Source organism: Xanthobacter autotrophicus, from assembly GCF_005871085.1.
In the GTDB taxonomy this organism is placed as follows: Bacteria; Pseudomonadota; Alphaproteobacteria; order Rhizobiales; family Xanthobacteraceae; genus Xanthobacter; species Xanthobacter autotrophicus.
Map to the genome: position 1 here is coordinate 512543 of NZ_VAUP01000015.1, position 19826 is coordinate 532368.

Annotated in this window: 30 protein-coding genes; 15 read left to right on the forward strand and 15 right to left on the reverse strand. The window is 64.2% G+C overall.

The features are described from left to right. Nucleotides 1-107 precede the first annotated feature (107 nt). The 3 genes from FBQ73_RS07125 to FBQ73_RS07135 all read right to left on the reverse strand — a co-directional run bounded on the left by FBQ73_RS07125 (nucleotide 108) and on the right by FBQ73_RS07135 (nucleotide 2691). The gene (locus FBQ73_RS07125) at nucleotides 108-671 is read right to left on the reverse strand and encodes a hypothetical protein (protein ID WP_138398773.1); all 564 of its coding nucleotides are present in this window, start codon (nucleotides 669-671) and stop codon (nucleotides 108-110) included. A gap of 157 nt (nucleotides 672-828) precedes the next feature. Beyond that, the gene (locus tag FBQ73_RS07130) at nucleotides 829-1494 is read right to left on the reverse strand and encodes a hypothetical protein (RefSeq protein ID WP_138398774.1); all 666 of its coding nucleotides are present in this window, start codon (nucleotides 1492-1494) and stop codon (nucleotides 829-831) included. 717 nt (nucleotides 1495-2211) lie between these two features. Beyond that, the gene (locus FBQ73_RS07135; protein ID WP_138398775.1) at nucleotides 2212-2691 is read right to left on the reverse strand and encodes an XF1762 family protein; all 480 of its coding nucleotides are present in this window, start codon (nucleotides 2689-2691) and stop codon (nucleotides 2212-2214) included. 65 nt (nucleotides 2692-2756) lie between these two features. On the opposite strand from FBQ73_RS07135, the gene FBQ73_RS07140 reads away from it, so the two are divergent. The 3 genes from FBQ73_RS07140 (at nucleotide 2757) to FBQ73_RS07150 (ending at nucleotide 4693) form a co-directional block, all read left to right on the forward strand. Then, nucleotides 2757-3026 carry a hypothetical protein gene (locus FBQ73_RS07140; RefSeq protein ID WP_138398776.1) on the forward strand — a complete coding sequence of 90 codons (270 nt, stop codon included), beginning with the start codon at nucleotides 2757-2759 and terminating at the stop codon, nucleotides 3024-3026. A gap of 504 nt (nucleotides 3027-3530) precedes the next feature. Next, nucleotides 3531-3968, forward strand: a complete 438-nt coding sequence (locus FBQ73_RS23090; RefSeq protein WP_246089621.1) for an HNH endonuclease — start codon at nucleotides 3531-3533, stop codon at nucleotides 3966-3968. A gap of 89 nt (nucleotides 3969-4057) precedes the next feature. After that, complete coding sequence (locus FBQ73_RS07150) at nucleotides 4058-4693, forward strand: hypothetical protein (protein WP_138398778.1); 636 nt, start codon at nucleotides 4058-4060, stop codon at nucleotides 4691-4693. Here FBQ73_RS07150 and FBQ73_RS07155 read toward each other — a convergent pair. The 7 genes from FBQ73_RS07155 to FBQ73_RS07185 all read right to left on the reverse strand — a co-directional run bounded on the left by FBQ73_RS07155 (nucleotide 4657) and on the right by FBQ73_RS07185 (nucleotide 10855). Then, nucleotides 4657-7356 (reverse strand): DNA methyltransferase, encoded by a 2700-nt coding sequence (locus FBQ73_RS07155; RefSeq protein ID WP_138398779.1) that lies wholly within the window; start codon nucleotides 7354-7356, stop codon nucleotides 4657-4659. The genes FBQ73_RS07150 and FBQ73_RS07155 overlap by 37 nt on opposite strands. Beyond that, nucleotides 7353-7589: a hypothetical protein gene (locus tag FBQ73_RS07160; RefSeq protein WP_138398780.1), complete on the reverse strand. Its 237-nt coding sequence runs from the start codon at nucleotides 7587-7589 to the stop codon at nucleotides 7353-7355. The genes FBQ73_RS07155 and FBQ73_RS07160 overlap by 4 nt, the downstream gene beginning before the upstream one ends. After that, entirely contained in the window at nucleotides 7586-8188 is a 603-nt protein-coding gene (locus tag FBQ73_RS23455; protein WP_210236689.1) for a helix-turn-helix domain-containing protein, read from the reverse strand. Before FBQ73_RS23455 ends, FBQ73_RS07160 begins: the two co-directional genes overlap by 4 nt. Continuing rightward, the gene (locus FBQ73_RS07170; RefSeq protein WP_138398781.1) at nucleotides 8185-8406 is read right to left on the reverse strand and encodes a hypothetical protein; all 222 of its coding nucleotides are present in this window, start codon (nucleotides 8404-8406) and stop codon (nucleotides 8185-8187) included. Before FBQ73_RS07170 ends, FBQ73_RS23455 begins: the two co-directional genes overlap by 4 nt. Beyond that, nucleotides 8403-9647: a DNA polymerase III subunit beta gene (locus tag FBQ73_RS07175; protein WP_246089622.1), complete on the reverse strand. Its 1245-nt coding sequence runs from the start codon at nucleotides 9645-9647 to the stop codon at nucleotides 8403-8405. Before FBQ73_RS07175 ends, FBQ73_RS07170 begins: the two co-directional genes overlap by 4 nt. After that, on the reverse strand, nucleotides 9647-10267 hold the full coding sequence (locus tag FBQ73_RS07180; RefSeq protein WP_138398783.1) for a hypothetical protein: 621 nt from the start codon (nucleotides 10265-10267) through the stop codon (nucleotides 9647-9649). Before FBQ73_RS07180 ends, FBQ73_RS07175 begins: the two co-directional genes overlap by 1 nt. Before the next feature lie 198 nt (nucleotides 10268-10465). Beyond that, nucleotides 10466-10855, reverse strand: coding sequence for a hypothetical protein (locus FBQ73_RS07185; RefSeq protein ID WP_170218776.1), 390 nt, complete (start codon nucleotides 10853-10855; stop codon nucleotides 10466-10468). 107 nt (nucleotides 10856-10962) lie between these two features. Between FBQ73_RS07185 and FBQ73_RS07190 the strand changes: the two genes are divergently transcribed. After that, nucleotides 10963-11445: a hypothetical protein gene (locus FBQ73_RS07190; RefSeq protein WP_138398785.1), complete on the forward strand. Its 483-nt coding sequence runs from the start codon at nucleotides 10963-10965 to the stop codon at nucleotides 11443-11445. Nucleotides 11446-11447: 2 nt separating this feature from the next. Here FBQ73_RS07190 and FBQ73_RS07195 read toward each other — a convergent pair whose 3' ends face one another. The 4 genes from FBQ73_RS07195 to FBQ73_RS07210 form a co-directional block, all read right to left on the reverse strand. Then, nucleotides 11448-11822, reverse strand: coding sequence for a hypothetical protein (locus tag FBQ73_RS07195; protein WP_138398786.1), 375 nt, complete (start codon nucleotides 11820-11822; stop codon nucleotides 11448-11450). After that, nucleotides 11822-12055, reverse strand: a complete 234-nt coding sequence (locus FBQ73_RS07200) for a hypothetical protein (protein ID WP_138398787.1) — start codon at nucleotides 12053-12055, stop codon at nucleotides 11822-11824. Before FBQ73_RS07200 ends, FBQ73_RS07195 begins: the two co-directional genes overlap by 1 nt. Nucleotides 12056-12593: 538 nt before the next feature. Further along, nucleotides 12594-12794 (reverse strand): hypothetical protein, encoded by a 201-nt coding sequence (locus tag FBQ73_RS07205; RefSeq protein ID WP_138398788.1) that lies wholly within the window; start codon nucleotides 12792-12794, stop codon nucleotides 12594-12596. After that, complete coding sequence (locus FBQ73_RS07210; RefSeq protein WP_138398789.1) at nucleotides 12791-13012, reverse strand: hypothetical protein; 222 nt, start codon at nucleotides 13010-13012, stop codon at nucleotides 12791-12793. The genes FBQ73_RS07205 and FBQ73_RS07210 overlap by 4 nt, the downstream gene beginning before the upstream one ends. Before the next feature lie 85 nt (nucleotides 13013-13097). Between FBQ73_RS07210 and FBQ73_RS07215 the strand changes: the two genes are divergently transcribed. Both FBQ73_RS07215 and FBQ73_RS07220 read left to right on the forward strand, forming a co-directional pair. Beyond that, a complete protein-coding gene (locus tag FBQ73_RS07215) occupies nucleotides 13098-13805 on the forward strand; it encodes a S24 family peptidase (protein WP_138398790.1) in 708 nt (235 codons plus the stop codon). A gap of 314 nt (nucleotides 13806-14119) precedes the next feature. Beyond that, a complete protein-coding gene (locus tag FBQ73_RS07220; RefSeq protein ID WP_138398791.1) occupies nucleotides 14120-14380 on the forward strand; it encodes a hypothetical protein in 261 nt (86 codons plus the stop codon). 44 nt (nucleotides 14381-14424) lie between these two features. Here the strand turns inward: FBQ73_RS07220 and FBQ73_RS07225 are convergent, their stop codons facing one another. After that, a complete protein-coding gene (locus FBQ73_RS07225; protein WP_138398792.1) occupies nucleotides 14425-15336 on the reverse strand; it encodes a hypothetical protein in 912 nt (303 codons plus the stop codon). Nucleotides 15337-15580: 244 nt separating this feature from the next. On the opposite strand from FBQ73_RS07225, the gene FBQ73_RS07230 reads away from it, so the two are divergent. The 9 genes from FBQ73_RS07230 to FBQ73_RS07270 all read left to right on the forward strand — a co-directional run bounded on the left by FBQ73_RS07230 (nucleotide 15581) and on the right by FBQ73_RS07270 (nucleotide 19823). Beyond that, nucleotides 15581-15904 carry a hypothetical protein gene (locus FBQ73_RS07230; RefSeq protein WP_138398793.1) on the forward strand — a complete coding sequence of 108 codons (324 nt, stop codon included), beginning with the start codon at nucleotides 15581-15583 and terminating at the stop codon, nucleotides 15902-15904. A gap of 46 nt (nucleotides 15905-15950) precedes the next feature. Next, nucleotides 15951-16304 carry a hypothetical protein gene (locus FBQ73_RS07235; RefSeq protein WP_138398794.1) on the forward strand — a complete coding sequence of 118 codons (354 nt, stop codon included), beginning with the start codon at nucleotides 15951-15953 and terminating at the stop codon, nucleotides 16302-16304. Beyond that, nucleotides 16301-16540, forward strand: a complete 240-nt coding sequence (locus FBQ73_RS07240; protein WP_138398795.1) for a hypothetical protein — start codon at nucleotides 16301-16303, stop codon at nucleotides 16538-16540. Before FBQ73_RS07235 ends, FBQ73_RS07240 begins: the two co-directional genes overlap by 4 nt. Beyond that, nucleotides 16537-16851, forward strand: a complete 315-nt coding sequence (locus FBQ73_RS07245) for a hypothetical protein (protein ID WP_138398796.1) — start codon at nucleotides 16537-16539, stop codon at nucleotides 16849-16851. The genes FBQ73_RS07240 and FBQ73_RS07245 overlap by 4 nt, the downstream gene beginning before the upstream one ends. After that, nucleotides 16851-17105 carry a con-10 family general stress protein gene (locus FBQ73_RS07250; RefSeq protein WP_138398797.1) on the forward strand — a complete coding sequence of 85 codons (255 nt, stop codon included), beginning with the start codon at nucleotides 16851-16853 and terminating at the stop codon, nucleotides 17103-17105. Before FBQ73_RS07245 ends, FBQ73_RS07250 begins: the two co-directional genes overlap by 1 nt. Nucleotides 17106-17276: 171 nt before the next feature. Beyond that, nucleotides 17277-17504, forward strand: a complete 228-nt coding sequence (locus FBQ73_RS07255; RefSeq protein ID WP_138398798.1) for a hypothetical protein — start codon at nucleotides 17277-17279, stop codon at nucleotides 17502-17504. Next, nucleotides 17494-17691, forward strand: coding sequence for a hypothetical protein (locus FBQ73_RS07260; protein WP_170218777.1), 198 nt, complete (start codon nucleotides 17494-17496; stop codon nucleotides 17689-17691). Before FBQ73_RS07255 ends, FBQ73_RS07260 begins: the two co-directional genes overlap by 11 nt. Further along, entirely contained in the window at nucleotides 17684-18712 is a 1029-nt protein-coding gene (locus FBQ73_RS07265; RefSeq protein WP_138398800.1) for a hypothetical protein, read from the forward strand. Before FBQ73_RS07260 ends, FBQ73_RS07265 begins: the two co-directional genes overlap by 8 nt. A gap of 10 nt (nucleotides 18713-18722) precedes the next feature. Then, complete coding sequence (locus FBQ73_RS07270; protein ID WP_138398801.1) at nucleotides 18723-19823, forward strand: recombinase RecT; 1101 nt, start codon at nucleotides 18723-18725, stop codon at nucleotides 19821-19823. The last annotated feature ends 3 nt before the right edge of the window (nucleotides 19824-19826 follow it).

Genomic DNA, 19826 nt, shown 5'->3' on the forward strand with positions numbered 1-19826 from the left:
GGGCCGGAGCCGTAAACTGCTAAGCTAAATCAGGGCGCAACACTTCACCCTGCATTTCGGGCACACTATGGGGTGATTTGCACCGAAGGTGCAAAGTCAGCACAAAGTTACTTGTAGACGATGCTCACCACCTTCTCCTCGTGGGGCCATTCGGCCTCCTCGCCATTGCGGAACCCCTTCACCTTGACCTCGCGATCGTTGGGGTTTTCCGGTGGCTCGGCCATGCGCCAGAAAGCGGCGAGGGCATGCAGGCCCACCTTCACCAGGCGGATGTGCTCGGGCTCGGCGTCCCGCATGAGCAGGGCATCCAGTTCACTGGTGATCTGCCGTCCCCATTCGAGCCGATCGAGCACCGCCATTGCGCCGGCGTGCTGCGCGAGAACCCGATCCCGCTTCTCCTCCTCAGTCTCGGGGCGCTCCGCCGCCAGGTAGTCGGCCTCGGCCGGGATCTCCATCCCCTCGGCGACCATGATCGCCGCCGTGGACGCGGTGATGGGCGCGGCGATCACGACATGGAATTCCCTAATGATGGATCGGAGCCGTTCACCCGCCCAGCACTCGGGCTCTGTGATCAGGCCGGCGAGGAACATCCTGCCGAGGGCGCTCTCGGCGCGCTGATCGCGGCGCTGGCCTTCCTTCAGCCAGCTGCGGTGCGGCTGGCTGGTTGCCACGTCCGTGATGTCCCTGACGCGTTGCGGGCGCGGCTTCTTCGCCAATCGCCCGTCTGCCGTCCGCCGCCCTGCCTTGCGCCTGCGCCCTGCCATAAGTGCCTCTCTGGTCGCATAATGTGGATGCCGCCGGGGTGTCGCAGGCCTCGGCGGGGATGGCTCATTCGCCCTTGACGGCGAAGTGGTACGGAGCCGAATGGTCGACGCCGGAAGGGTTCAGAGGACGCCGGCGGCGGACGCGCTCGCCTTCTGGCCGGGCAAAGAGTGCGGACACCTCGGGCGGCAAGGTGCGTGAGCCATCACGACGCGACGGCTCTTCCACCTTGGCGGCGAGCAACCGGTGAAGCTGCCCCCGGAATGTCCTGGCCGGCTCGGCGATCTCGTCCAGCAGCTGACGCAGCTCGGGGCCCTTCGGCATGAACCTCGGGCTGAAGCCGGGCACCTTCCGCTGCATGATCCGGCGATATGCTTCATGGAGCGCAAAGGCCGGCACGCCGTCGAGGGAGATCAGGTAACCTTCCTGCCGCCGGCGCAGCGTGTCGTCGTCCTCGACCCGCTCTGCGAGATTGTCCTGCAGCGTCACCACGAACGCGGCGAGTTCATCGGTTGACGCGGGTCCCAGGCGGCTCGCCAAACGGGAGCACATCTCCGCTGCCACCTCCTTCTGCTGGTCCGACAGGGCTCGGTGGGCGGGGAGGCGCGGCGGATAGTCGGCTGTCATGGCGGCCAGCGAGGACCTCAGCCATGAGGGTGCGGCCTCGTTCGGATTGAGTAGGGCCGCGATCTGGTTCGCGCTGCCCGGCTGCAGGGCGGCTGGAACGGTCATATGCACCCTCCATGAGCTTGGTGAATGATTTTGCCTGCAAGAAGAAATCGAGGCTCGGCCGCCAATCGCGGTCGTGGTCACCCATCAAGAACGGCGAGGCCCGGGCCTTCGCCATGGCGGCGCGCCACCCCTCAATGCCTCCGCATTCCCGCAGCCTGGCCTTCAAAGCGGCACGGCGCGCAGCCGTCACCCGCTGCGCTTTCGGCCAGCCGACATCATCCGCCATCAGGTTGTAGCCCTCCACGGCCTCGTCGACCGGGTCAGGGGCCGGTGCGGGCGGCGGCGAAGTCGCCTCTCCCGATGCGTGAGCATCGGAATTCTGGCTTCTGGCTTCTGGCTTCTGGGCTTTATCCTGTGGGTTAACCCCCCTCTTAAGAGCCGGGTTTCCCCCGTTGCGCCCGTTAGCCTTATCCCTCTCAGCCTTCTCATCGTCGCGACGCATACGCCGGCTGTAGATCGCACCGTTATCCCGGCTGAAAACACCGGCGGCCTCCAACTCCTCGATGAACCCAGTCACCTCCTTCAGGGAGCACCCGGCGAGCCCTGCGAGTTGGCGCTCCGAAACGGGGTTGCCGTTGACGAGAAGCGAACCACGGGGCTCCGCCTCGTGCATCACGCACAGCATCTCCATCCAAAGGCCGCGGGCGCCGATTGAGCACATGCGCAGCGCCGGGTCGGCGCGCCAGTCGGAGGGGTAGAACTTGAACCAGGGCGCGCTCACAGTTCGCCCCCCTCTTCCCGCCGAGGCGCCACCCATGCGCCCCAGCCAAATGCCACCTTGTCCTCAGTCGGATGCTTATCGGTGCGCGGTCGGGATGCGCAGTCCCAGCTGCGCCCCCTCACCGTCCAAAGCTGCCGATAGCCGGCGGCGCGCAAGCTGGCGCCGTTCTCGCTGGCGAGGATGTAGGTGAGGCCGCGCCGATACCCTTTGGCATCCGCCGCCCGCCTCGCAGCCCCGTAGAGCATCGAGCACACGTTGGGCGAACCGTCGGAGCACAGGCGAGTGACCTCGACCGTCAGTCCGTCGTCTAAGGCGCGCGCCACGGGGCGGCCGACGACAGCCACACCGACGATAATCCCATCATCATCGTGAGCCGCGTGACGCCAAAGCGCGCCGACCGGCGGCTTGTGGTGACGGTGATGGTCAAGAATGAAGCTGTCTGCTTCGTCGCGGGTGATGGGGCGCAGCTCGATCACGCTGCGCCCCTTGAACTTAGCAGTACATGGCCCATCTCATGGTGGCAGTAATCTCGAGGTGATCTATGCCGATGCCACAAACTACTGAAATCTCGTCGCGATGGTTTGTCCGCGACGAGATCCGCAAGATGGTCCTCCCCTTGGTCGATCTCTCCCCCGACGCATTTGAGATTGTTCAGGTGAGCACCCCTGGCCTCCGGCACAATTGGGACATCCAGTTCAAGGCGGGATGGACCGGGGCGAACCCGGAGGCCCATCATCGCCATGCGCAAGCGGTCGCGGAATGCGCCGCACGGGTGCAATGGGACCACCCGCTTGTGGAGTTCGACGAGTAGCGGCCGCATCACTTCGCCACATTCCTCGAAGAGAGACAGCTGGGCCGCCTGCCATGCTCTTCGGTTGCATCCCCAGCAGGCCTGAGATAGCTCAGGCTCGGCGGGAAGCCGTGTGGGGATGAATGCGTGATGTCTTGGGGCTTTGAGCGCGGGCGCACCTACAACCGACGGCGCGACGTGCACGGCAAATTTCGCGGTCAACAACAGGGCGGCATCGTTACTCCCGCTGGCCACCCGGTCGTGATCATCATCACCGGAGACGAAGGCGGGCAGCACGGCTACACCGATCGCCTCCGGGAAGACGGCGTCTTCGAATACTACGGCGAGGGCCAAATCGGAGATATGCAGTTGGCGCGTGGGAATCGATCGATCGCTGAGCATTCCCGCGATGGCAAAGCCCTTCTCCTTTTTCGAAAAGTCGCCAAGGACGGCAGCCTGCGCTTCGAGGGAGAGTGGGTTTGCGAAAATGTCCTCACCAGACCCGCGCCCGATCGCAATGGCACCATGCGTTCCGCACTCGTTTTCGAGCTCCGCCCGATCGAGAACGTTGAAGAGCCTGAGGAAGCAGACACTCCGAAACCAGATCCCCGCTCCCTCCAAGAACTCCGCAATGCCGCGATCGCTGCTGCCAGCATCGGCCAAGTCACAGGAACCAGCGAGCGCACTGTCTACGCCCGCAGCCGAGATGTGCGCTCCTATGTGCTTCGGCGCGCCGACGGTCGTTGTGAAGGATGCGGCTGCACTGCCCCTTTCTTCCGCGCGGACGGCTCCCCCTACCTTGAGCCCCATCACATACGAAGGGTCAGCGATGGAGGACCCGACGATGTCCGTTTCGTAATTGCCCTCTGCCCGAATTGCCATAGACGAGTGCACGCTGGGGCGGATGGCAACGACTACAACGCCTCCCTCCTCCGTCGAATGGAGAGCATCGAACCGGAATAAGCCGCCGCCGGCGAAGCTGTCGATGACGAGTTCAATCATTGGATCCCTCTCTCGCCTGCTGCTAAGGTCGCGCTCGGGAGGGCGAAGGGATGGATTTCTGGAAATGGAATGCTGCTGTAGCGACTGCAGCAGGCGTTGCGCTGGGCGCGACCTTGACTGCGTTCGTTGCCGCGGCTTTGCGAGGACCTACCGCGGGTGACTGGCTGCAGTTTTCCGCGACGCTTTTGGGTGCTGGTGCAACCATTTTTGCGGGTTGGCTGGCACTCAGGGCGGTCTATACGCAAATCGATCATCAAAAGGCTGAGCGCACCAGCGAACGAGAGAGAGCCGCCAAGATCGCGCGCCTGTATTCCACCAGTCTTCTTAAAGGAGCAAATGAAGCACTCGAGTATTTCAAGAGGGAAATTGTCAATGAAGGCATAAAAGATACCAGCATACACACTGATGACGAAATTGTTTCCGAGGCCATCGACATAGTAGAGAGAAACATGATTTATGTTTCTGAAATTGACCATGCGATCGGCAATCTCGATCCAGATAGCATTTCCCGCGTTCGCGCGATTACGTCTGCTGCCGATGATTTTGTTGCACTCCACGATCTTTCGGATTTCATCGCGACCGATAAAATCTATGAAGCAATCAACTGCATCAAGTCCGCCGCGGAAGCGGGGATAGAACATTTCGGTTCTCATTCCGCTGCCTCCGATCCCGCCGCCGACAGGTAGTCGAACAGCGTCGGGCCGGAACCGCCGGCAGCTGCCGCCTGGGCATAGGCGACCCCGTCACGCCAATAGTCGGGATTGAGTTCCACCCCGATCGCCTTCCGGCCCATGCGCAGGGCGCAATAGGGGACCGTCATGATCCCACCGAAGGGGTCGAAGACGGTTTCCCCGGGCATCGAGAAGTCCTCGATCGCGCGCTCAACTATGTCGAACTGCAGCGGGCAGAGATGCATTTCCCGCCCCTTGCGCTGCTGAAGCATGTTCAGCGTGCGCATGCGGGCCACGTCCGTCCGGATCGCCGGGTGCTCGACGTGCGGCGGGGCCAGCATGAATTCGGGAGGCAGCTTGCCCTCGGCGTCGAGCACCTCGCAGAATTCGACGTGCGTGGCATGGTCGTAGGCCTGGGACAGGCTGAAGGCCTTCCAGCCGCGATAGATCGCCTTCTGGTCACCACGCGCCAAGGCCCGCAGTTCATCCGGCAGCAGCGGCCGGTCGCCGGAGGAGCGCCAGACGCCATGCGCATCGATCTGCCAGCGGGCGCGGCTGAAGCCGGGGCCCGGCACCGGGCGCAGCCGGCGATCGAATGGAACGAGGCGGACCTCTTCCCCTACGGGCGCGGCCTTATCGGGCTGATCCAGGTGGTCGGCGAAGCACGGCGGCTTCTCCTTCATCACCGGCACGTCGGCATAGCCGTTGGAGCGGTCCGACGGCGGCTTACGGAACTCCAGCACGTATTCGGGCAGGCCGCGCCCGTGGCGGGTCCCGTCCTTGCATTGCTCGGTCCAGCCCAGCCGGTAGGATCCGGCGTTCTCCCGCACCACGTCGGTGGCGATGGTGACGCGCGCCATGAAGGCGAACCCGTGCTTGCGGAAATGGGCGATGCAGTCGTCCGAGAACGGGTTCACGGTCTGGAAGCCCAGCCCGTTGATACCGCCGGGCACGATCCGGTCCTTCACGTGGATGATCGCCGTCCTGCCCGGCTTCAGGATCCGCAGCAGCTCCGGGGTGAGGAAGTCCATCTGCGCCCAGAAATGAGCATCGTCATCGGTGTGGCCGAAGTCGTTGAAGCTTGGCGTGTACTCGTACTGGGTCGAGAACGGGATCGACGTGACGATCAGGTCGACGCTGTCGGCCTGCATCGTGCGGGTCTCTTCCACCGTGTCGTTGTGCACGATCAGGTAGCCCTCGCCCCTCGCCTCCTGCCGGACAACGCCCATCGACCGGCCGAGCGCGCCGGCGACCGCCGCCTGTTCCGCGAGGCCAAAGCGCCGGATGATCGCGGACATCCGCTGCGCCTGCTCATCGAACTGGCGCCAGCGGCGCTCCAGGGTGCGGCGCATCTCCCGCTCGGCCTCGGTGTAGATCAGGTCGAGGCGCACCGCCCGGGTCTGACCGAACCGCTGGATGCGGAACACCGACTGGATGAAGTCGTGGAACTTGAAACCAATGCCGAGGTAGATGCCCCAGGCGCAGTGCTGCTGGAAATTGCAACCGGCTCCGTTGATCATCGGCTTGGTAGCGAGCTCCGCAAACTCACCTCGGGCGAACCCGATCACGCGCCGCTCCCGCTCGTCGAGGTCCAGCGAACCCCAGACGGATATCACCTCGGGCGCAGCCCGTTCGATCGCGGCACGCTCGGTCTCCAGGTCGTGCCAGATCAACCGGTGCGCTTCGGGTTCCTCGGCACGGATCGCCATCATCTTGGCGATGCGGCCTTCAAGGGACAGGCGCTTTTCCCGCGCGGCTTCCGACACCCCGTGGGCAGAATTCGCGAGGAGCCTGAGCTGGCCGTCCTTCTCTTCACCGGCTGCGGTGTGGTCCGACGGGATCTCGTGCCAGCGGATGTCGAGTGGCGGAAGGTCGTAGCCGTCGTCCGAAAAGCCGAGGTCGGAGGGCTTCTGCACGAACAGCGCCCAACTGGAAACCCACAGCCAGAACTCCTCTTCCTTGTGCGGGTGGAGGGTCAGCTTGTCCGCATGCTCGCTGTCCCGCTTGAAGAAGCGGGTCTTCGCCTCGCCGACATCCATCACGCCGAGGAACGCAGCATAGGCAAGCAGCTCGATGAATTCGTTCGGGTCTGGCACAGCTGTGGCCACGAACCGGTAGCGGACACCGGCATGCTTGCGGCCCACCTTCCGGTCGTCCCCGGCGAAGGTCGCCATGAACTCGCGGAAGGTCTTTGTGCCGCCGAAGCCGCGCAGGCAGGCCGCCTCATCCAGCGAGGCCGCCGTGAACAGCAGTGGGTCGAGCTTGCCGTCGCGGATCGTCTCATAGTTCGTCAGGTGGATGACGACCTGCCGGGAGCCGGGCTCGTTCGGCGCTTCCATCTCGGCCGCGCTGCGGATGAACTTCAGGCGGATGTCGGGATGCCGGGCCTCGACCTCGAGGAAGAACTCGTGGCGGACACCGAGGGGAACCACAATGAGGCCGTGCCCGCCGGCGTGTATGAGGCACTGGCGGATCACTTCCAGCTGCGTCGAAGTCTTGTGCAGGCCGAAGCGCAGGAATAGCGCCCGGCGCCCGCCGCGGCATGCCCATGGGACGATGGCCCGCGTCATCGGCTTGAGGAGCGGGTTCACATCCTCGGCGGCGACCTCGAAACCGAGAGCCGGAGCGATGCGCACCTTGGCCTTGAGGAAATCATGATAGTCGGCATGCGCGTTCATGCGGCCGTGCTCCCTTGCTCGGCGGCTCGGCGTGCGTCAGCGCGATCAGCGAGGCGGCCCAATGTTTCAGCAATGGCTTCCTTGCGCCCCAGACGGATGCGCATGTTTGCAAGCTGCTCCGGCGTGCGCCGAGCCTTCTCGTCCTGAGTTCCCGAGAGGATCTCGATCCAGTCGCGGTACTCCATGAGGTCGAGTTCGGCCTCTTCGGCCTGGTGTCGAAGGCTGACCGTCATGGCGCGTCGCCTCCGGTTAGCTTGAGGCGAAGGGCTTCCACTTCAACGGTCAGGTCGGATGCTTCCCCGATCAGCGCCGCAATCTTGCGCACGGCATGCAGCGCGGTGGTGTGGTCGCGCCCGCCGAAGCGCCGGGCGACCTCCGACATCGATCGCGTGGTCAGCGTCTTGGCCAGGTACATGGCGACCTGGCGCGGCTTCACCACGGTGTGGATGCGGCTCGGAGACTGAAGATCCTGCGCCGTGCAGCCGTAGTATGCGGCGACGAACCGCATGATCTCGGCTACGGTCGGGCACAAAGGGTCATAGCCCTCCGGAAGAGGCGGGATCACGCGCTGGATGGGCGGCGCTCCTTCGCGCAAGGCACGCGCCTTTTCCCGGCGGATCCGGTCCACTTCCCGCCTCCGGGCCACCCGATGCTCTGCGGCCTCTTCAGGGCTGAGCACCGGCCTGCGTTCCGATGACGGGCGCTTCGGCGGCGGGACAGACAGCGGGCGGCCTTGGGCTGGGCAAAGCCCAAACAGGCGGGCCCGTCGGGTCTTCGCCTGCTCGTGCTGCCGGGCCAACTCGGGCGAATTGACAAGCATGTGGGCGTTCATTTCCGCCCCTCCAGTGCCGCGTCGATCATGGCGCGCGTGGCCGGATCAACGTGCCGGATCGGGAAGCCGAAGAAGCCGGCGGGGTGGCTGCACGTGATGGTCACGGGCTGGCCTGCGGCCTCCAGCAGCCTTTTCCGCTTCTGGTTCTGCATGTAGGCGCGGCCCTGCTGTCGAATGGCCGCGCGCGCTTCGTGCTGCGCCTTTGTCACCTTGATCATTCGGCAGCCCTCACTTCGGGCTCAGCCGGCGGCACGGGCGGCTCATGAGGGAGCGCCGTTTCGCCACGCATCGGCATCAGGATGAAGGTCGACGCCGGGTCCGACGCATCGGAGATCCTGACCTGCGAACTCGCCGAACCCGTCCAGTGCAGCCGGAAGGCCGAGCCGCGTATCTGCTGCACAATGGCCACCAGATAGCGACGGTCGAAGCTGATGGGTTGATCCGGCCAGGATCTCAGGGGCGCGGCAGGCACGGGAATGCTGGCCCGACCGCGATCAGCGTCTCGCCGATCGAGATAGAGCGCACCCTTGCGCCAGCAGAGGGTCAGACCGCAGCTGGAGCCGCGGGCCTCGATCGCCTTGAGCCGACCCAGAGCCGAGAGGAAGGCGAGGCGGTCCACCTCATAGCCGGCATCCGTAGCTTCGCACAGCACTCGGTGATAGTCAGGATACGTCCCGTCGATCATCCTCCCTGTGATCGACACCGCTTCCGTGTCGATCCGGCACAGAAACGGGGAGGCCGAAATGGTCAGCCGGGCTGGGCCGCGCACCAGGTTAACCGCGGCACGAACGAGCAGAGATGAGACGATGCATCTACGTTCGCCTGCCACATAGCCTGCGGCTTCCATCGCGGCTCCGACGCCCGCGATGTTCCGCTCGACCCTGCCAAGGCGGTGCCCGTCTGTGGTGACCGAAAAGAGCCGGTCGCCATCTGGATCGAGGCAAACCCCATTGAGGTAGTACCGCGTCTCCTCGTTGGAGATGAAGGGCGCGACGCGGGCGAGCACGTCCCCGACGAAGCCGGCGTCAAGTTGAATGGCGCCGTGCTTCAGCGCATCCTCCGGCCGCTTCATCTTCGGCCAGTCCTTGGCGTCGACGGCGGGCAGGAGCCATTCCTCCTCGTCAACGAGCACGAGAAGCTCGTTGGCGGCCCGAAGCGCAAGCGTCACGCGCTGGGTAGCAGGAAGGCCGCGGACGATGTCTCGCAGCACCCGAGGATCGACGCAGACCGCCTCCAGCTTGCCGGCCGCGGCGACGTGCGTCCGGATCTCAATATCAAGATCGGTACTAACGATCTCAAGGCGACTGTGGCCGGCAGCGAGACGAGCTGTGGAAAGGATCGGGATCGTCGCCTTCTGGTGACAGGCTGAGATCACCCGGGCGAGCGCCTGCGAAAACGCTCCCGCGTCCACGCTGATGCCGGCACCTTCGGCAATTCGGCTCTTTCTTGTGTTCCCCATCACGCAGCCCTCCCCTTCAGGAGGTCCGCCCCGAAGGTCTGCTGCATCGCCTCAAGGCCCATCGGGAGGAAGCCGGGGATCTGGGTCGCCTCGCCAGTGGCGAACCATTTGCCAGCGATGCGGCGGTCGGCCATGACGAGCTGCGCAACGGCTTCGTCGACGGTCGTCCCAACGAACCAGCGGGCCAGACGGTGTTCCACCCCGGTCTCGATTTCCAGATCACGCATGCGGCGTGCGAGATTGGTGGAAAGACCGATCCGCACCACATCAGGCGCCGTGACGGGATTGGCGAAATAGACGAAACCCACCAAGTGCGGAGCGATCGGCGGGAGGTTCAGAACAGGCAGTGCGGGCGCGCGGTTGCGGAAGTCCATCCACGCTTCCGCCGAGCCGTGGCGCCCGATAGCGGCGACGACCGTCCGCGCGAAAGTCGGCGTTGAACCAATCAGACGAGACGCCGCATAGAAGGCATTCCGGTCTCCCGGCTCGCCCACGCCCAGCATCGGCTTGAGAAGGTCCGTGAGGTAGTTCAGCCTCGCGTCGGTCGGTGTGAGCCGCCTCGTGAGCGTCTTGATCAGCTCCGCCGTTTCGGGCGAAGCCATCGTCGGGATCTCGGACATGGGTCCTCCTTCAGGGCGCACGAAGGCGCCCGGCGAAATGCCGGTTGACGTGGGTTGGTGATGAAGAGCGGCCGAAGCCGCGAAATCAGTGCGGGCTGTGGTGCGCGGCGTACCAGATGCCGAGGGCGAGCCCGGCGAGCGTGAAGGCGGCGCGCTCAATCATGGCAGCGGCTGCACGTCGAAACTCAGGGCGACGGATCATCTGTCTTCTCCGTCTTCATCCAGGGGGCGATCTTCAGGGCCAGCGCCCGCGAGCCGCCGGAACACCAGAGCAAGCACCTCGCGGCGCAGTTCCGCATCCACTTCCACAGCGCGCGCGACAAGCTGTCCGACATCTGCGGTTTCTTCGATCCGTTCTCGGGCATGGGCTTCCGCCTTGTCGTTCGCTTTGGCCATGGCGGCGCGAACGCGCTCGACCACGGATGCGCGTGGGTCCGATGATTCCTTGTAGTAGAGCGCCCGCGCCTGCCGATAGCTGATGCCGGCGCACCGTGCGGCGCGCGCAAGCATGCTTTCCCGCGTGTCGATGTCACCGCGCGGCCCACCGAGCACCTTGATCGACTGGTGCATCTCTGCGGCAAGGGTCATCTCATCCCTCGCAAGTTTATCCGGAATTCCGGACGACTTCTCCGGCATTTCGCACAGTCCTTCTGCTCTTCTGTGGTCAGCAGACGGACTGCACTGGAGACGGAGTGATGTTGCTCACCGCAGATGATCTTGCAGGACGTGCTGCGGCGAGCGCGGATAGAAGCGGCGGCCCGGCGGGAACCGGGCACGCCGAAGTGGGTCGGGAGGAATCCGACCAGGGGAACGACAGTTTCATCGCGATCGGCACCCTGGCAGGCGCCATCGTGGACAAGCTCAAATCGGATCGGGCCGCGCGCATCGCCCCTCGCGCCGCCGCCCGTGCGCCGGCCGGCGGAGAAGTCGCGCTCAGTGCCGGCCGGCGCCCCAACATGGAGAAGAGGATGCCGTCGATTGGGACGACGCGGATGTTCGCAACGCTGCTCGCCGGGATCGCGCGCGAACGCAGCGACCGTGGTGAGGCCCTTCTGCGATACATCGAGGCGGAGGCCGGATACCTGCGGCCGAAGATGCCTGTCACCGCAGACGCGATGACCAGCGCTTGCGCCGATGCGCGCCGGCTGAGGATTAGCCATGATGTGGCGGGTGGGTGAGGTCAGCACGCCAGTGCCTCCGCCTTCATCTGGCGGATGCGCGAGGCGGCGCACTCCTCGCCGTAGAGTACGGCGAAATCGATGTACTCGCCCTTCAAGTCGGCCGGAACCCAACGCGGCACCAGGTCAGACCGCGGAGGGCGCCCAACGCGGGATGCCTCGGCAAGCTGTGCGCGCACCGCGGGGTCCGCACAGCGCCGCTGCTGCGCCTCGGAGCGCGACGGGAGGCGCACATCGGCCCTCTTTGCCCACTTGATGATGCAGGCAGGGCTCACGCCGATGTCCCGTGCGATCTCGACAGCGAGGGCGCCGGCCTGCGCCATCTCGGTCATCCGGGCGATCGCTTCAAGGGTGCTCTTCGGTCGGGCGCGCGTCATCAGGCGGCCCTCCGGTAGGCCACGAACGCCCGCGCGAGTTCCATCTGGTAGGCGTCCGTCTCCCGGTGCCCGGCATCGGCGGCGCCGTTCCGCCAGCCGTGCCAGTAAGCGCGAGACCGGTTGTTGCCGGGCTCGGGTACGCCGTGCCAGCCATCCCAATAGCCGTCGACCATCTCGACGGTGTCGAGAGACATGAGGTCTTCTATGGTGGTGACGGGGGCGAACTCGGACATCAGGCGGTCCTCCGCCAGACGTATGTGGCGCGTCCCGCCGCGGGCGCGGACAGGTCAGGGCAGAATTGCCCGGCCGGCAACGGATGCTCCACCATCCAAGGTTGCGACACCGATTCGATGGTGAAGACATGGTTATTGGCTATGCGGAGATCATCTCCTCGCTCGCGCTGCTTGTCAGCTTCGGAAGCTATGTCCTTCACTGGCGGACATGGCGGCGCGAGATAGATTCCCAGAGGCCCGAACTGCTTGCCTCTAAGGTGAGCGATGAGCAGATCGAGCCACCCTGGCACCGAATACGCATAACATTGCGGTCCAGATCGGATGAAGGAGTTGCAATGGAAAGCCTCCGCGTTAAAAGCCCTAAGGCCGCGGCGCTTGCGAGATATCTGGACTGCGCAAAGTACGGCAACGAGGGAAGGCTTCGTGTGCATCTGCCCGACCGACCCGATCGACAAATCAGCACGAAGCTTCGGGTCGCGCATGCAGGCTCCGCCATTATCCGCTACGCGGGAGGCATCCAGGAAATGGGCTCGGGAGATCAGCATTTTGAGGACTTCCTCATCTTGCTGCCGGAGGCTTCCAATTCAGCGCGCAGCTCAGCCGCGACCCGAAGCGTCGCACTGGTCGCAACCCTGAGCTCTCTCACCCACCCAGTTAAGAGGCAGACAAGGCTGATCAAGGTCATGATCCACACCGCCACGAAGGCGCCAGCCACCCAATAGGGGACGACGATGCTCATGCCACCCTCCCCTGGTGTTCGGGTTGGGAGCACGCATGGAATTGCGCCATGAAGGCTTTCACGCGCTCAGCGGTCCGCCAGCTCGGCTCACGCCCCTGCCGCAGATCGAAAACAAACTTCGGATCCCCAACGGCCTCCTTGCCGAAGCGCGTCGGGGCAATGCCGTTCTTGGAGATGAAGGCCTCTATCTCGGCCTTAAAAGCTTCCGGCTCGATCATGAGCGCACTCTATAGGATTTTGCCTATCATTCAAGAGGCAAAATCCTATTCGCCGGATATGTAGGAAATTTCCTATACCAATGCCATGGATGCCGTGCGCCAACTGATCATCGATCGAGTCAATGAGCTGGGGACCGACCTCAAAGCGGCATCCCTCGCCATGGGGCGGAATCACGCATACCTGCAGCAGTTCATTTCCCGTGGCGTACCAGTTGAGTTGAAGGAACGCGATCGGATCGCATTGGCGACCTTCCTCAGGGTGGAAGAGGGCCGACTTCGGCCCCAGCAAGCCGAACGGCTCAACGCCGAACCCCAGCGCTCTCCGAAGCCCGAACGGCCTAAGGCTGATGTCTCTTACCCGATGGACGTAAACTGGCCGACACGGAAGGTCCCTGTCTACGGCCAGGCAGCCGGCGGTGCTGACGACGACGGAAGGTTCATCCTCAACGGCAACAAGGTGGCCGACGTTCTCATTCTGCCGGGCCTCGAGGACGTGAAGGACGCCTACGCGGTCTATGTCTATGGCACATCAATGGTGCCCGCATTCAAGCCGGGGGCGACGGTCTATGTGGACCCAAGCCGCCCGATCGTCGCGGGCGATGACGTGGTGGTGCAGGTCAAGATGGACGAACACGAGCCGCCCTATGGGTTCGTGAAGGAGTTCGTCGCCCGCCGAGGCGGCAAGCTCGTCCTGCTGCAGCACAATCCACCCGAAGGCCAAGACAAGACCCTCACCTTCCCGCTCGATCGGGTGGTCGCCGTCCACAAGGTCGTCGGCAACGTTCCACGGTAGCAGCGCAGATTCGATTCGACTCCAGATCGCCCCTCGATCAATATGGAACATAGCAAGAACACGGGGGCGAGAATGCCGGGCGTCGGAGTAGCGCTTTGCCTTTCAAACACAGCATCGATGCTCATTTCCTGCGCTGATTGCGGCCATACGACAGTCTGGTTCGAGCGGCATTTTCGGCAACGTGGGCTGCGTCCCGATCACACGGTCAGCCAGGTTTCCAAGCGCCTTTTCTGCCCCGCATGCCGGCGCGCCGGCGGGCGCGGCAAAGAGCTGCGGATCGAAGCATTCCCTGTCGTTCGCCAGATGTAGGTTGCATGAGCGAGGCACTCACCATCCACGTCGTCCAGACGTTCACTGAGATCGACGGCTATCCGGTCGCTGAGGAGCCTGTCGCCTGCCAGTCGGCATCCCAGGCCAAGGCGAAGGCTCAGGCCGCGCGCGGCAGCAAGCTCGGCGTCATCGCATGGTCGCGCACGTCGCCGGACCCTGGGCTGGGCGACTGGGGGGATCCGGTGATAATCGCCCGTTATGGCAAGATCCCCGAGGAGTTTGAGGAGGCAGGCGCGGTTGAGTAGGACACCTTCACGTGACAATCGAGAAAATGGAGCACCCAAGTTATTCAATTATCATTTATGGACGTAAGATGTATTTCAGATGGAACATATCCATCAGACGTCATCCTAGATATAACGGTTATATCTCCGTTTATTTTATTCTTATTCCATATGTCCTTTGAGGTAAGAGGCTCAATTATCTTCATGCGCACTCTTGCGTCTGATATCCCAACCGGAACACAAGCCCAACCGGTTTTCGCCCTATCTCTGTCTTGAGCATGTATTTCTATATCAACACCTCTAAAATGCCTGTATCTCTCAAAATCTTCCTTCGCATCTAACTCATCTGGGAATGGTATTTCCCTGATAATTTCCGGCTCAATCCTATCCCTATCAAATGTAATTGCAGCAGAACCCGACTTTTGACTCGGCATGAAGAAGTTTTTAATCGTCGCAATAAGCTTTTTTACGGCGCCCGGGCTTCCATATTTCGCATCTAAAATATTCAATATTTCATCCTTACTCTTTCCCGTCCTATTTGCGATATCTTCTGCCAATTGATTGAGCATATGCCTCAACGCACCGTCTTCAACGGCCTTTGTTGCAGCATCCTTTGCAAAGGCTGCACCATAAAAAAGCACAACCATCGTGACTATAGTGAGGATTGAGTTATATTTGTCCGGGATATCCACGCTAAAGCATTCTTCAAGCATGGATGGTACAGTCGACATCAAATCCGGTTGCACTGCCGCAATTAAGCCGACAATTAACAACTCCTTTAGGGGACTTTCTTGCGTTATTGACCGCACATTTATAGAGATACTTTGTATCTCTATGCCATCTACCAAGCTTGGAAGCAACGAGACCGCATCGCGAATCGCTGCATCTACGCCCTGCAACGCAACGATCACATCCGAAATAGGCGTGGGCCCTTCGGTATCGTAGGTAATTGCGAGCGGCAATCTGATCTCGGCCATAGCACAAGCCAAGCAGTGTGGCGTTCGGTTGTGGAGTCATTTCCTACTCTCCCACGCTCAAAAATCCTCACTCGAAACAATCAGTTGCATTTTTGCAACACAGCACCAACGGGAGTTTCCTCCAGCGCCCCACCACGGGGCGAGAGGGAGTGTAGCAGGGATTTGTCGTTTTGATAGGATTTTGCCTATTGACGGTCGATAGGATTATTCCTATTATCCTCTCATCAACCGAGGGGACACCGACATGACCTACACCCGCACCTACAGCGACGGATCGAAGATCGAGCTGGGTTCCGAGCCCGGCAAGGGCTGGATCGCGGTGCTCAAGGCCAGCCACGAGGCGACCATCCCCGAAGCTGAAGTGGACGCCCTGCTCTCCGGCATGGACCGGATGATGGCACGTGAGGCCGAATATCAGGCCGCTCTCGCTTCTGCCCAGACGCCATTCGAGGCCTATTGGGCCGGCTCCGCCTCCGCCTCGGTCATGCGCGATTACCGCGCGGGCCGCACCCGCCGGATCACCGGCAAGCAGGCCCACCTCGTCGATGACGTGAAGCGGCCGGGCTGAGCAACCGGAGCGGCCCCGGGCCGCTCCTCTTCAACGGGAGGGGATCATGGACACTGCTGCCGCTAAAGCCGCGATCCACGCGTTGATGACCGATCCGAGCGCCATCGACAGCATCTCGCTCGACGCCGCGATCCGGGCTCACGAAACCGGCCTTCCGGTCTACTGGCACAGCCGCTCCTACAGCGACGCCTTCGCGACGATCTTCGTCGACCTCGTCCATTCCGTTGGGCTGGATGCGGCGCTTGCCGAGATGCGTCGGCGGCACCCCACCCATCCCGAAGCGGGCCCCACACGGCTGCTCGCCCGGCTCGTTCCCATCACCGCTGACGCCCGCGCCGAGCTTTCGGCCACGTGTGCCCGGCACGGGATCGTCACCCACGCCCAAGGGAGGGCCGCATGAGCACTCGCGAATTTGCCAGCTTCAACTTCACGATCTTTGGCCGGCCTTACGAAGCCAGGGTCGGAAAGTCCGTTCCGTCCGTCCTGCATATCGAATTCGACCAGTCCGGATGCAATGAAATCAGCGTGCACCTTGGCGATGAAGACCTCGCCCGCCGGCTGTGCGACGCGATCAATGCTGCGATCCGGCCGGCCGCGCCTGCCGTGCTGGAGACCTTTTCCGAGGCCGCAGAATGACCGTGCTGCGCTTCCCCAGCCTCTTCAATTCCAGACGCGCCGCCGCACGCCCCCAGGCGGCGCCACAGCCGCCGGCCCAAGGTGTTCCCTCGCCGGAGCCGGCGGCTGTCCCCTCCCCTGCCGAGGTCGTGAACCTCGAAGACCGGCGCATCCCGAAGATCCCGCTGCCGTGGTGCCCAGTCTCGCCCTACGTCGGCGCCGTCATCCTCGGGGCCGCGCTCGCATCCGCCACGACGGCCTACGTCGCCGCCGACCTCTTCACCATGCCCAGCCGGTTCGCCGCTGCGGTCTTCGCACCTTGGAGCGCCTGATGGAACCGACCCGCACCAAGTCCCGCCGCGGCTTCGCGGCCATGTCACCGGAAAAGCAGCGCGAGATCGCCCGCATGGGCGGCAGTTCGGTCCCGCCCGAGAAGCGGTCCTTCTCGCAGGATCGGTCGCTCGCCGCCGAGAGCGGCCGCAAGGGCGGCCTGTCCGTCAAGGCGGAGAAGCGCTCCTTTTCGCGCGACCGCGCCCTCGCCTCGGGGGCCGGGCGCGTCGGCGGCAGCAAGCGAAAGGGGGCCTGATGCTCCCGGCCTTCCTCCGCAGGTTCCGAAGGGCCTGGGCTGCCATGGCGGTCTCCAGCCAACAAGAAGCGGCCTTCTGCGCGCACCGCGCCCGGTACGACTTGTTCCGGACGCTCGGCTTTCCCCACGACGCGGCGCTGCGGCGCGCGTCCGGCGATGAGTGAGGTGGTCATGGTCACGTTTTCCGAGCGAGTGGTGCTCATGGCGCGAGAATTGACCCGCTGCGCCGTCGACCTTGGCGACGAAGCCGCCGTGATGCAGCTCCTGCAGGGTGCGGGGTTCTCCTCGGCCGAGATCTTTGCCGGTCTCGAAATGGCGATCGACACCGCACGCGTGGAGCGGATCAACGACGACATTCTCGCCGGCCTCGCCGGCGGCGAATGGCCGGGTGCCGCCTGACATGCGCGCGCTCATCGCCATCGCCTGCCTTGGCGCCGTCCTGATCGCGCTCGGTGTGCTCGCCCACCATGCGGCTGGCCGCGTGAGCGCGAGCCGCCGGCGGGCCGACGCCCTCGACCCTCACAACCACCCCCACGGAGATGTCCCGCGCATCCCGGTGCGGGCTATCGGAGACCGTGATGTCTGACCAATATTCCGCCTGGCGCGCCTCCCTCGCAGGTGAACCCGTCGCAATCCACGATGCCGAGCCCAATTCCGGCTTCTACCGGGTCAAGCGGAAGAGCGGCGAACTGCACCCCGTCGCGATCTGGCGCGACCAGGAGACCGGTGCGGTCCAGGCCCTGCTCAACGGCACGTCGGTAGAAGTGACCTCTGTGTGGCCGTGGGCGGCGAAGAAGCCGGTCGCCTATGAAGCCTATCAGGACTTCATGGACGGCAAGGGCTGGCCTGACGACGCGCCGGTTGCGCCCGTAACCGCTTCTCCGCCCGATGTGATCGAGAACCCGCGCGCCGTCGCTGGCGACAACAGCGGCGACCTCGATGCCGCCGAGGCCATGCGCCTTGAGTTGCTGGGCGAGAAAGAGCTGGCCGACAAGTTCCTGTCCAAGCCTATCGAAGCTCAGGAAGCCGCCGACCAAGTCGCGGTCTGGTCGAAGCGCATCGGCGATCTCAAGAACCGCGCAGACAAGGCCTTCCAGGCCGAGAAAGCGCCCCACCTCGAAGCCGGCCGGCTCGTGGATGAGAAATGGCGCTGGCGTCAGGACGCCGAGACACTCGTGCGTCGCCTGAAAAGCCACATCACGCCGTGGCTAGAGAAGCTACGCGCCGAGGAGCAGGAGCGCGCCCGGCAGGCTGCGGAGGAAGCCCGACGCCAGCAGGAAGAAGCCACCCGGCTCGCCGCCGCGGCACAGGCCGGCGACGAAGCCGCCGCAGCCCAGGCGGAAGAGGTGCAGGCCCGCGCGATCGAGACGGCCAAGGCCGCCGAGGTCCAGCGCACCGGCGCCGGCCGGACGGGCGCCAAGGTCTCCCTGCGCACCGTGACGGACATCGTCATCACCGACCTGCCCGCCCTCGCCGCCTTCTATGCCGGCATGAACGACGCGCCCGCCGACCTCAAGGAGGTTCTGCTGAAGCTCGCCCGCCGCAACATCTCGGCCGGGGTCACCCCGCCCGGCGTGACCGTCACCACCAAGCAGGTCGCGGCCTGAGGAGGCTCCCATGAACGCGCTTGCACCGATCAACGTCCAGTCCACTGCGATCCGCGCCATGGTCCCGCAGACCATGGGTGAGGTTTTCCACCTCGCGGACGCGGTTCACCGCTCGGGACTGGCGCCGACGGGCCTCAAGAATGTCCAGGCTGTCGCCATCGCCATCATGACGGGTCTCGAACTCGGTGTGCCCCCGATGACGGCCTTGCAACGAATCGCCGTCATCAACGGCCGCCCCACGATCTGGGGTGACCTTGCCATCGCACTGGTGCGTGCGTCGGGGCTCGCCGAGACGATCAAGGAGGAGATCATCGGCGAGGGCGACGATCGCGTGGCCACCTGCACCGTGAAGCGCAAGGGCGACCCCCAGCCGGTCGTCGGTTCCTTCAGCGTCGCCGATGCGAAGCGCGCTCGCCTTTGGGACACGCGGGAAAAGGTGACACGCCGCCGCCAGGACGGCAACCCTTATGAGACGCTGAACGATGCGCCCTGGCACCGCTTCCCGGAGCGGATGATGAAGATGCGCGCCCGCGCCTTCGCGCTGCGCGACGGCTTCGCCGACGTGCTCGGCGGCCTCTACCTTCGCGAGGAACTGGAGGAAGAGCAGGTCGAGATCCGCGACGTGACACCGCCGACCGCTCCGCCGCCGCCCGCCACCGAGCAGAAGAAGGCCCCTGCCCCGCCGGCGCCGGCGGCACTCGCCCCGCTTGATCCCCACGTTGACCTGCCTTCCCCCCTCGACAGGGTCACCACACCCGAGGTCCGCGATAGGGTGCTGAACAGCCCCAGCGCTCCGGCCGGCCTCGCCCAGAAAGCGCCCGCCCCGCCTCCCCCCTCGGTGGCGAGCGCCCCCGCGCGTGAAGAACGCGCGTCCAGCCCCGAGGAGGGAGCGCCCCGCCCTGACCGCGCTCCCTCCCCGGCGCCCTTCCCCAACATGGCTCCCCACCTCGTCACCCTCTGGGCCGAGCTCGGCAAGTGTCAGAACCCGACGGCGCTCGAAAACACGTGGACCTTCGAGGAAGACGACATCAACGCCTGGTCGAAGGCGGACCGGGAGCTCGCCGCCGCGCTCTATGAGCGTCGCCTCGCCGAACTCTGCCGGAAGGGATGAGCC

What these genes read in the sequence shown, in the direction of transcription:
- FBQ73_RS07155 (WP_138398779.1), bottom strand. Translation starts at nt 7,356, where the DNA reads ATGAACGCGCATGCCGACTATCATGATTTCCTCAAGGCCAAGGTGCGC.
- FBQ73_RS07255 (WP_138398798.1), top strand. Translation starts at nt 17,277, where the DNA reads ATGGTCACGTTTTCCGAGCGAGTGGTGCTCATGGCGCGAGAATTGACC.
- FBQ73_RS07205 (WP_138398788.1), bottom strand. Translation starts at nt 12,794, where the DNA reads ATGAGCATCGTCGTCCCCTATTGGGTGGCTGGCGCCTTCGTGGCGGTG.
- FBQ73_RS07140 (WP_138398776.1), top strand. Translation starts at nt 2,757, where the DNA reads ATGCCGATGCCACAAACTACTGAAATCTCGTCGCGATGGTTTGTCCGC.
- FBQ73_RS07200 (WP_138398787.1), bottom strand. Translation starts at nt 12,055, where the DNA reads ATGTCCGAGTTCGCCCCCGTCACCACCATAGAAGACCTCATGTCTCTC.
- FBQ73_RS07185 (WP_170218776.1), bottom strand. Translation starts at nt 10,855, where the DNA reads ATGACCCTTGCCGCAGAGATGCACCAGTCGATCAAGGTGCTCGGTGGG.
- FBQ73_RS07235 (WP_138398794.1), top strand. Translation starts at nt 15,951, where the DNA reads ATGGACACTGCTGCCGCTAAAGCCGCGATCCACGCGTTGATGACCGAT.
- FBQ73_RS07240 (WP_138398795.1), top strand. Translation starts at nt 16,301, where the DNA reads ATGAGCACTCGCGAATTTGCCAGCTTCAACTTCACGATCTTTGGCCGG.
- FBQ73_RS07180 (WP_138398783.1), bottom strand. Translation starts at nt 10,267, where the DNA reads ATGTCCGAGATCCCGACGATGGCTTCGCCCGAAACGGCGGAGCTGATC.
- FBQ73_RS07130 (WP_138398774.1), bottom strand. Translation starts at nt 1,494, where the DNA reads ATGACCGTTCCAGCCGCCCTGCAGCCGGGCAGCGCGAACCAGATCGCG.
- FBQ73_RS07265 (WP_138398800.1), top strand. Translation starts at nt 17,684, where the DNA reads ATGTCTGACCAATATTCCGCCTGGCGCGCCTCCCTCGCAGGTGAACCC.
- FBQ73_RS07190 (WP_138398785.1), top strand. Translation starts at nt 10,963, where the DNA reads ATGTTGCTCACCGCAGATGATCTTGCAGGACGTGCTGCGGCGAGCGCG.
- FBQ73_RS07270 (WP_138398801.1), top strand. Translation starts at nt 18,723, where the DNA reads ATGAACGCGCTTGCACCGATCAACGTCCAGTCCACTGCGATCCGCGCC.
- FBQ73_RS07225 (WP_138398792.1), bottom strand. Translation starts at nt 15,336, where the DNA reads ATGGCCGAGATCAGATTGCCGCTCGCAATTACCTACGATACCGAAGGG.
- FBQ73_RS23455 (WP_210236689.1), bottom strand. Translation starts at nt 8,188, where the DNA reads ATGAACGCCCACATGCTTGTCAATTCGCCCGAGTTGGCCCGGCAGCAC.
- FBQ73_RS07215 (WP_138398790.1), top strand. Translation starts at nt 13,098, where the DNA reads ATGGATGCCGTGCGCCAACTGATCATCGATCGAGTCAATGAGCTGGGG.
- FBQ73_RS07150 (WP_138398778.1), top strand. Translation starts at nt 4,058, where the DNA reads ATGGATTTCTGGAAATGGAATGCTGCTGTAGCGACTGCAGCAGGCGTT.
- FBQ73_RS07175 (WP_246089622.1), bottom strand. Translation starts at nt 9,647, where the DNA reads ATGGGGAACACAAGAAAGAGCCGAATTGCCGAAGGTGCCGGCATCAGC.
- FBQ73_RS07245 (WP_138398796.1), top strand. Translation starts at nt 16,537, where the DNA reads ATGACCGTGCTGCGCTTCCCCAGCCTCTTCAATTCCAGACGCGCCGCC.
- FBQ73_RS07160 (WP_138398780.1), bottom strand. Translation starts at nt 7,589, where the DNA reads ATGACGGTCAGCCTTCGACACCAGGCCGAAGAGGCCGAACTCGACCTC.
- FBQ73_RS07195 (WP_138398786.1), bottom strand. Translation starts at nt 11,822, where the DNA reads ATGACGCGCGCCCGACCGAAGAGCACCCTTGAAGCGATCGCCCGGATG.
- FBQ73_RS07230 (WP_138398793.1), top strand. Translation starts at nt 15,581, where the DNA reads ATGACCTACACCCGCACCTACAGCGACGGATCGAAGATCGAGCTGGGT.
- FBQ73_RS07220 (WP_138398791.1), top strand. Translation starts at nt 14,120, where the DNA reads ATGAGCGAGGCACTCACCATCCACGTCGTCCAGACGTTCACTGAGATC.
- FBQ73_RS23090 (WP_246089621.1), top strand. Translation starts at nt 3,531, where the DNA reads ATGCGTTCCGCACTCGTTTTCGAGCTCCGCCCGATCGAGAACGTTGAA.
- FBQ73_RS07170 (WP_138398781.1), bottom strand. Translation starts at nt 8,406, where the DNA reads ATGATCAAGGTGACAAAGGCGCAGCACGAAGCGCGCGCGGCCATTCGA.
- FBQ73_RS07210 (WP_138398789.1), bottom strand. Translation starts at nt 13,012, where the DNA reads ATGATCGAGCCGGAAGCTTTTAAGGCCGAGATAGAGGCCTTCATCTCC.
- FBQ73_RS07250 (WP_138398797.1), top strand. Translation starts at nt 16,851, where the DNA reads ATGGAACCGACCCGCACCAAGTCCCGCCGCGGCTTCGCGGCCATGTCA.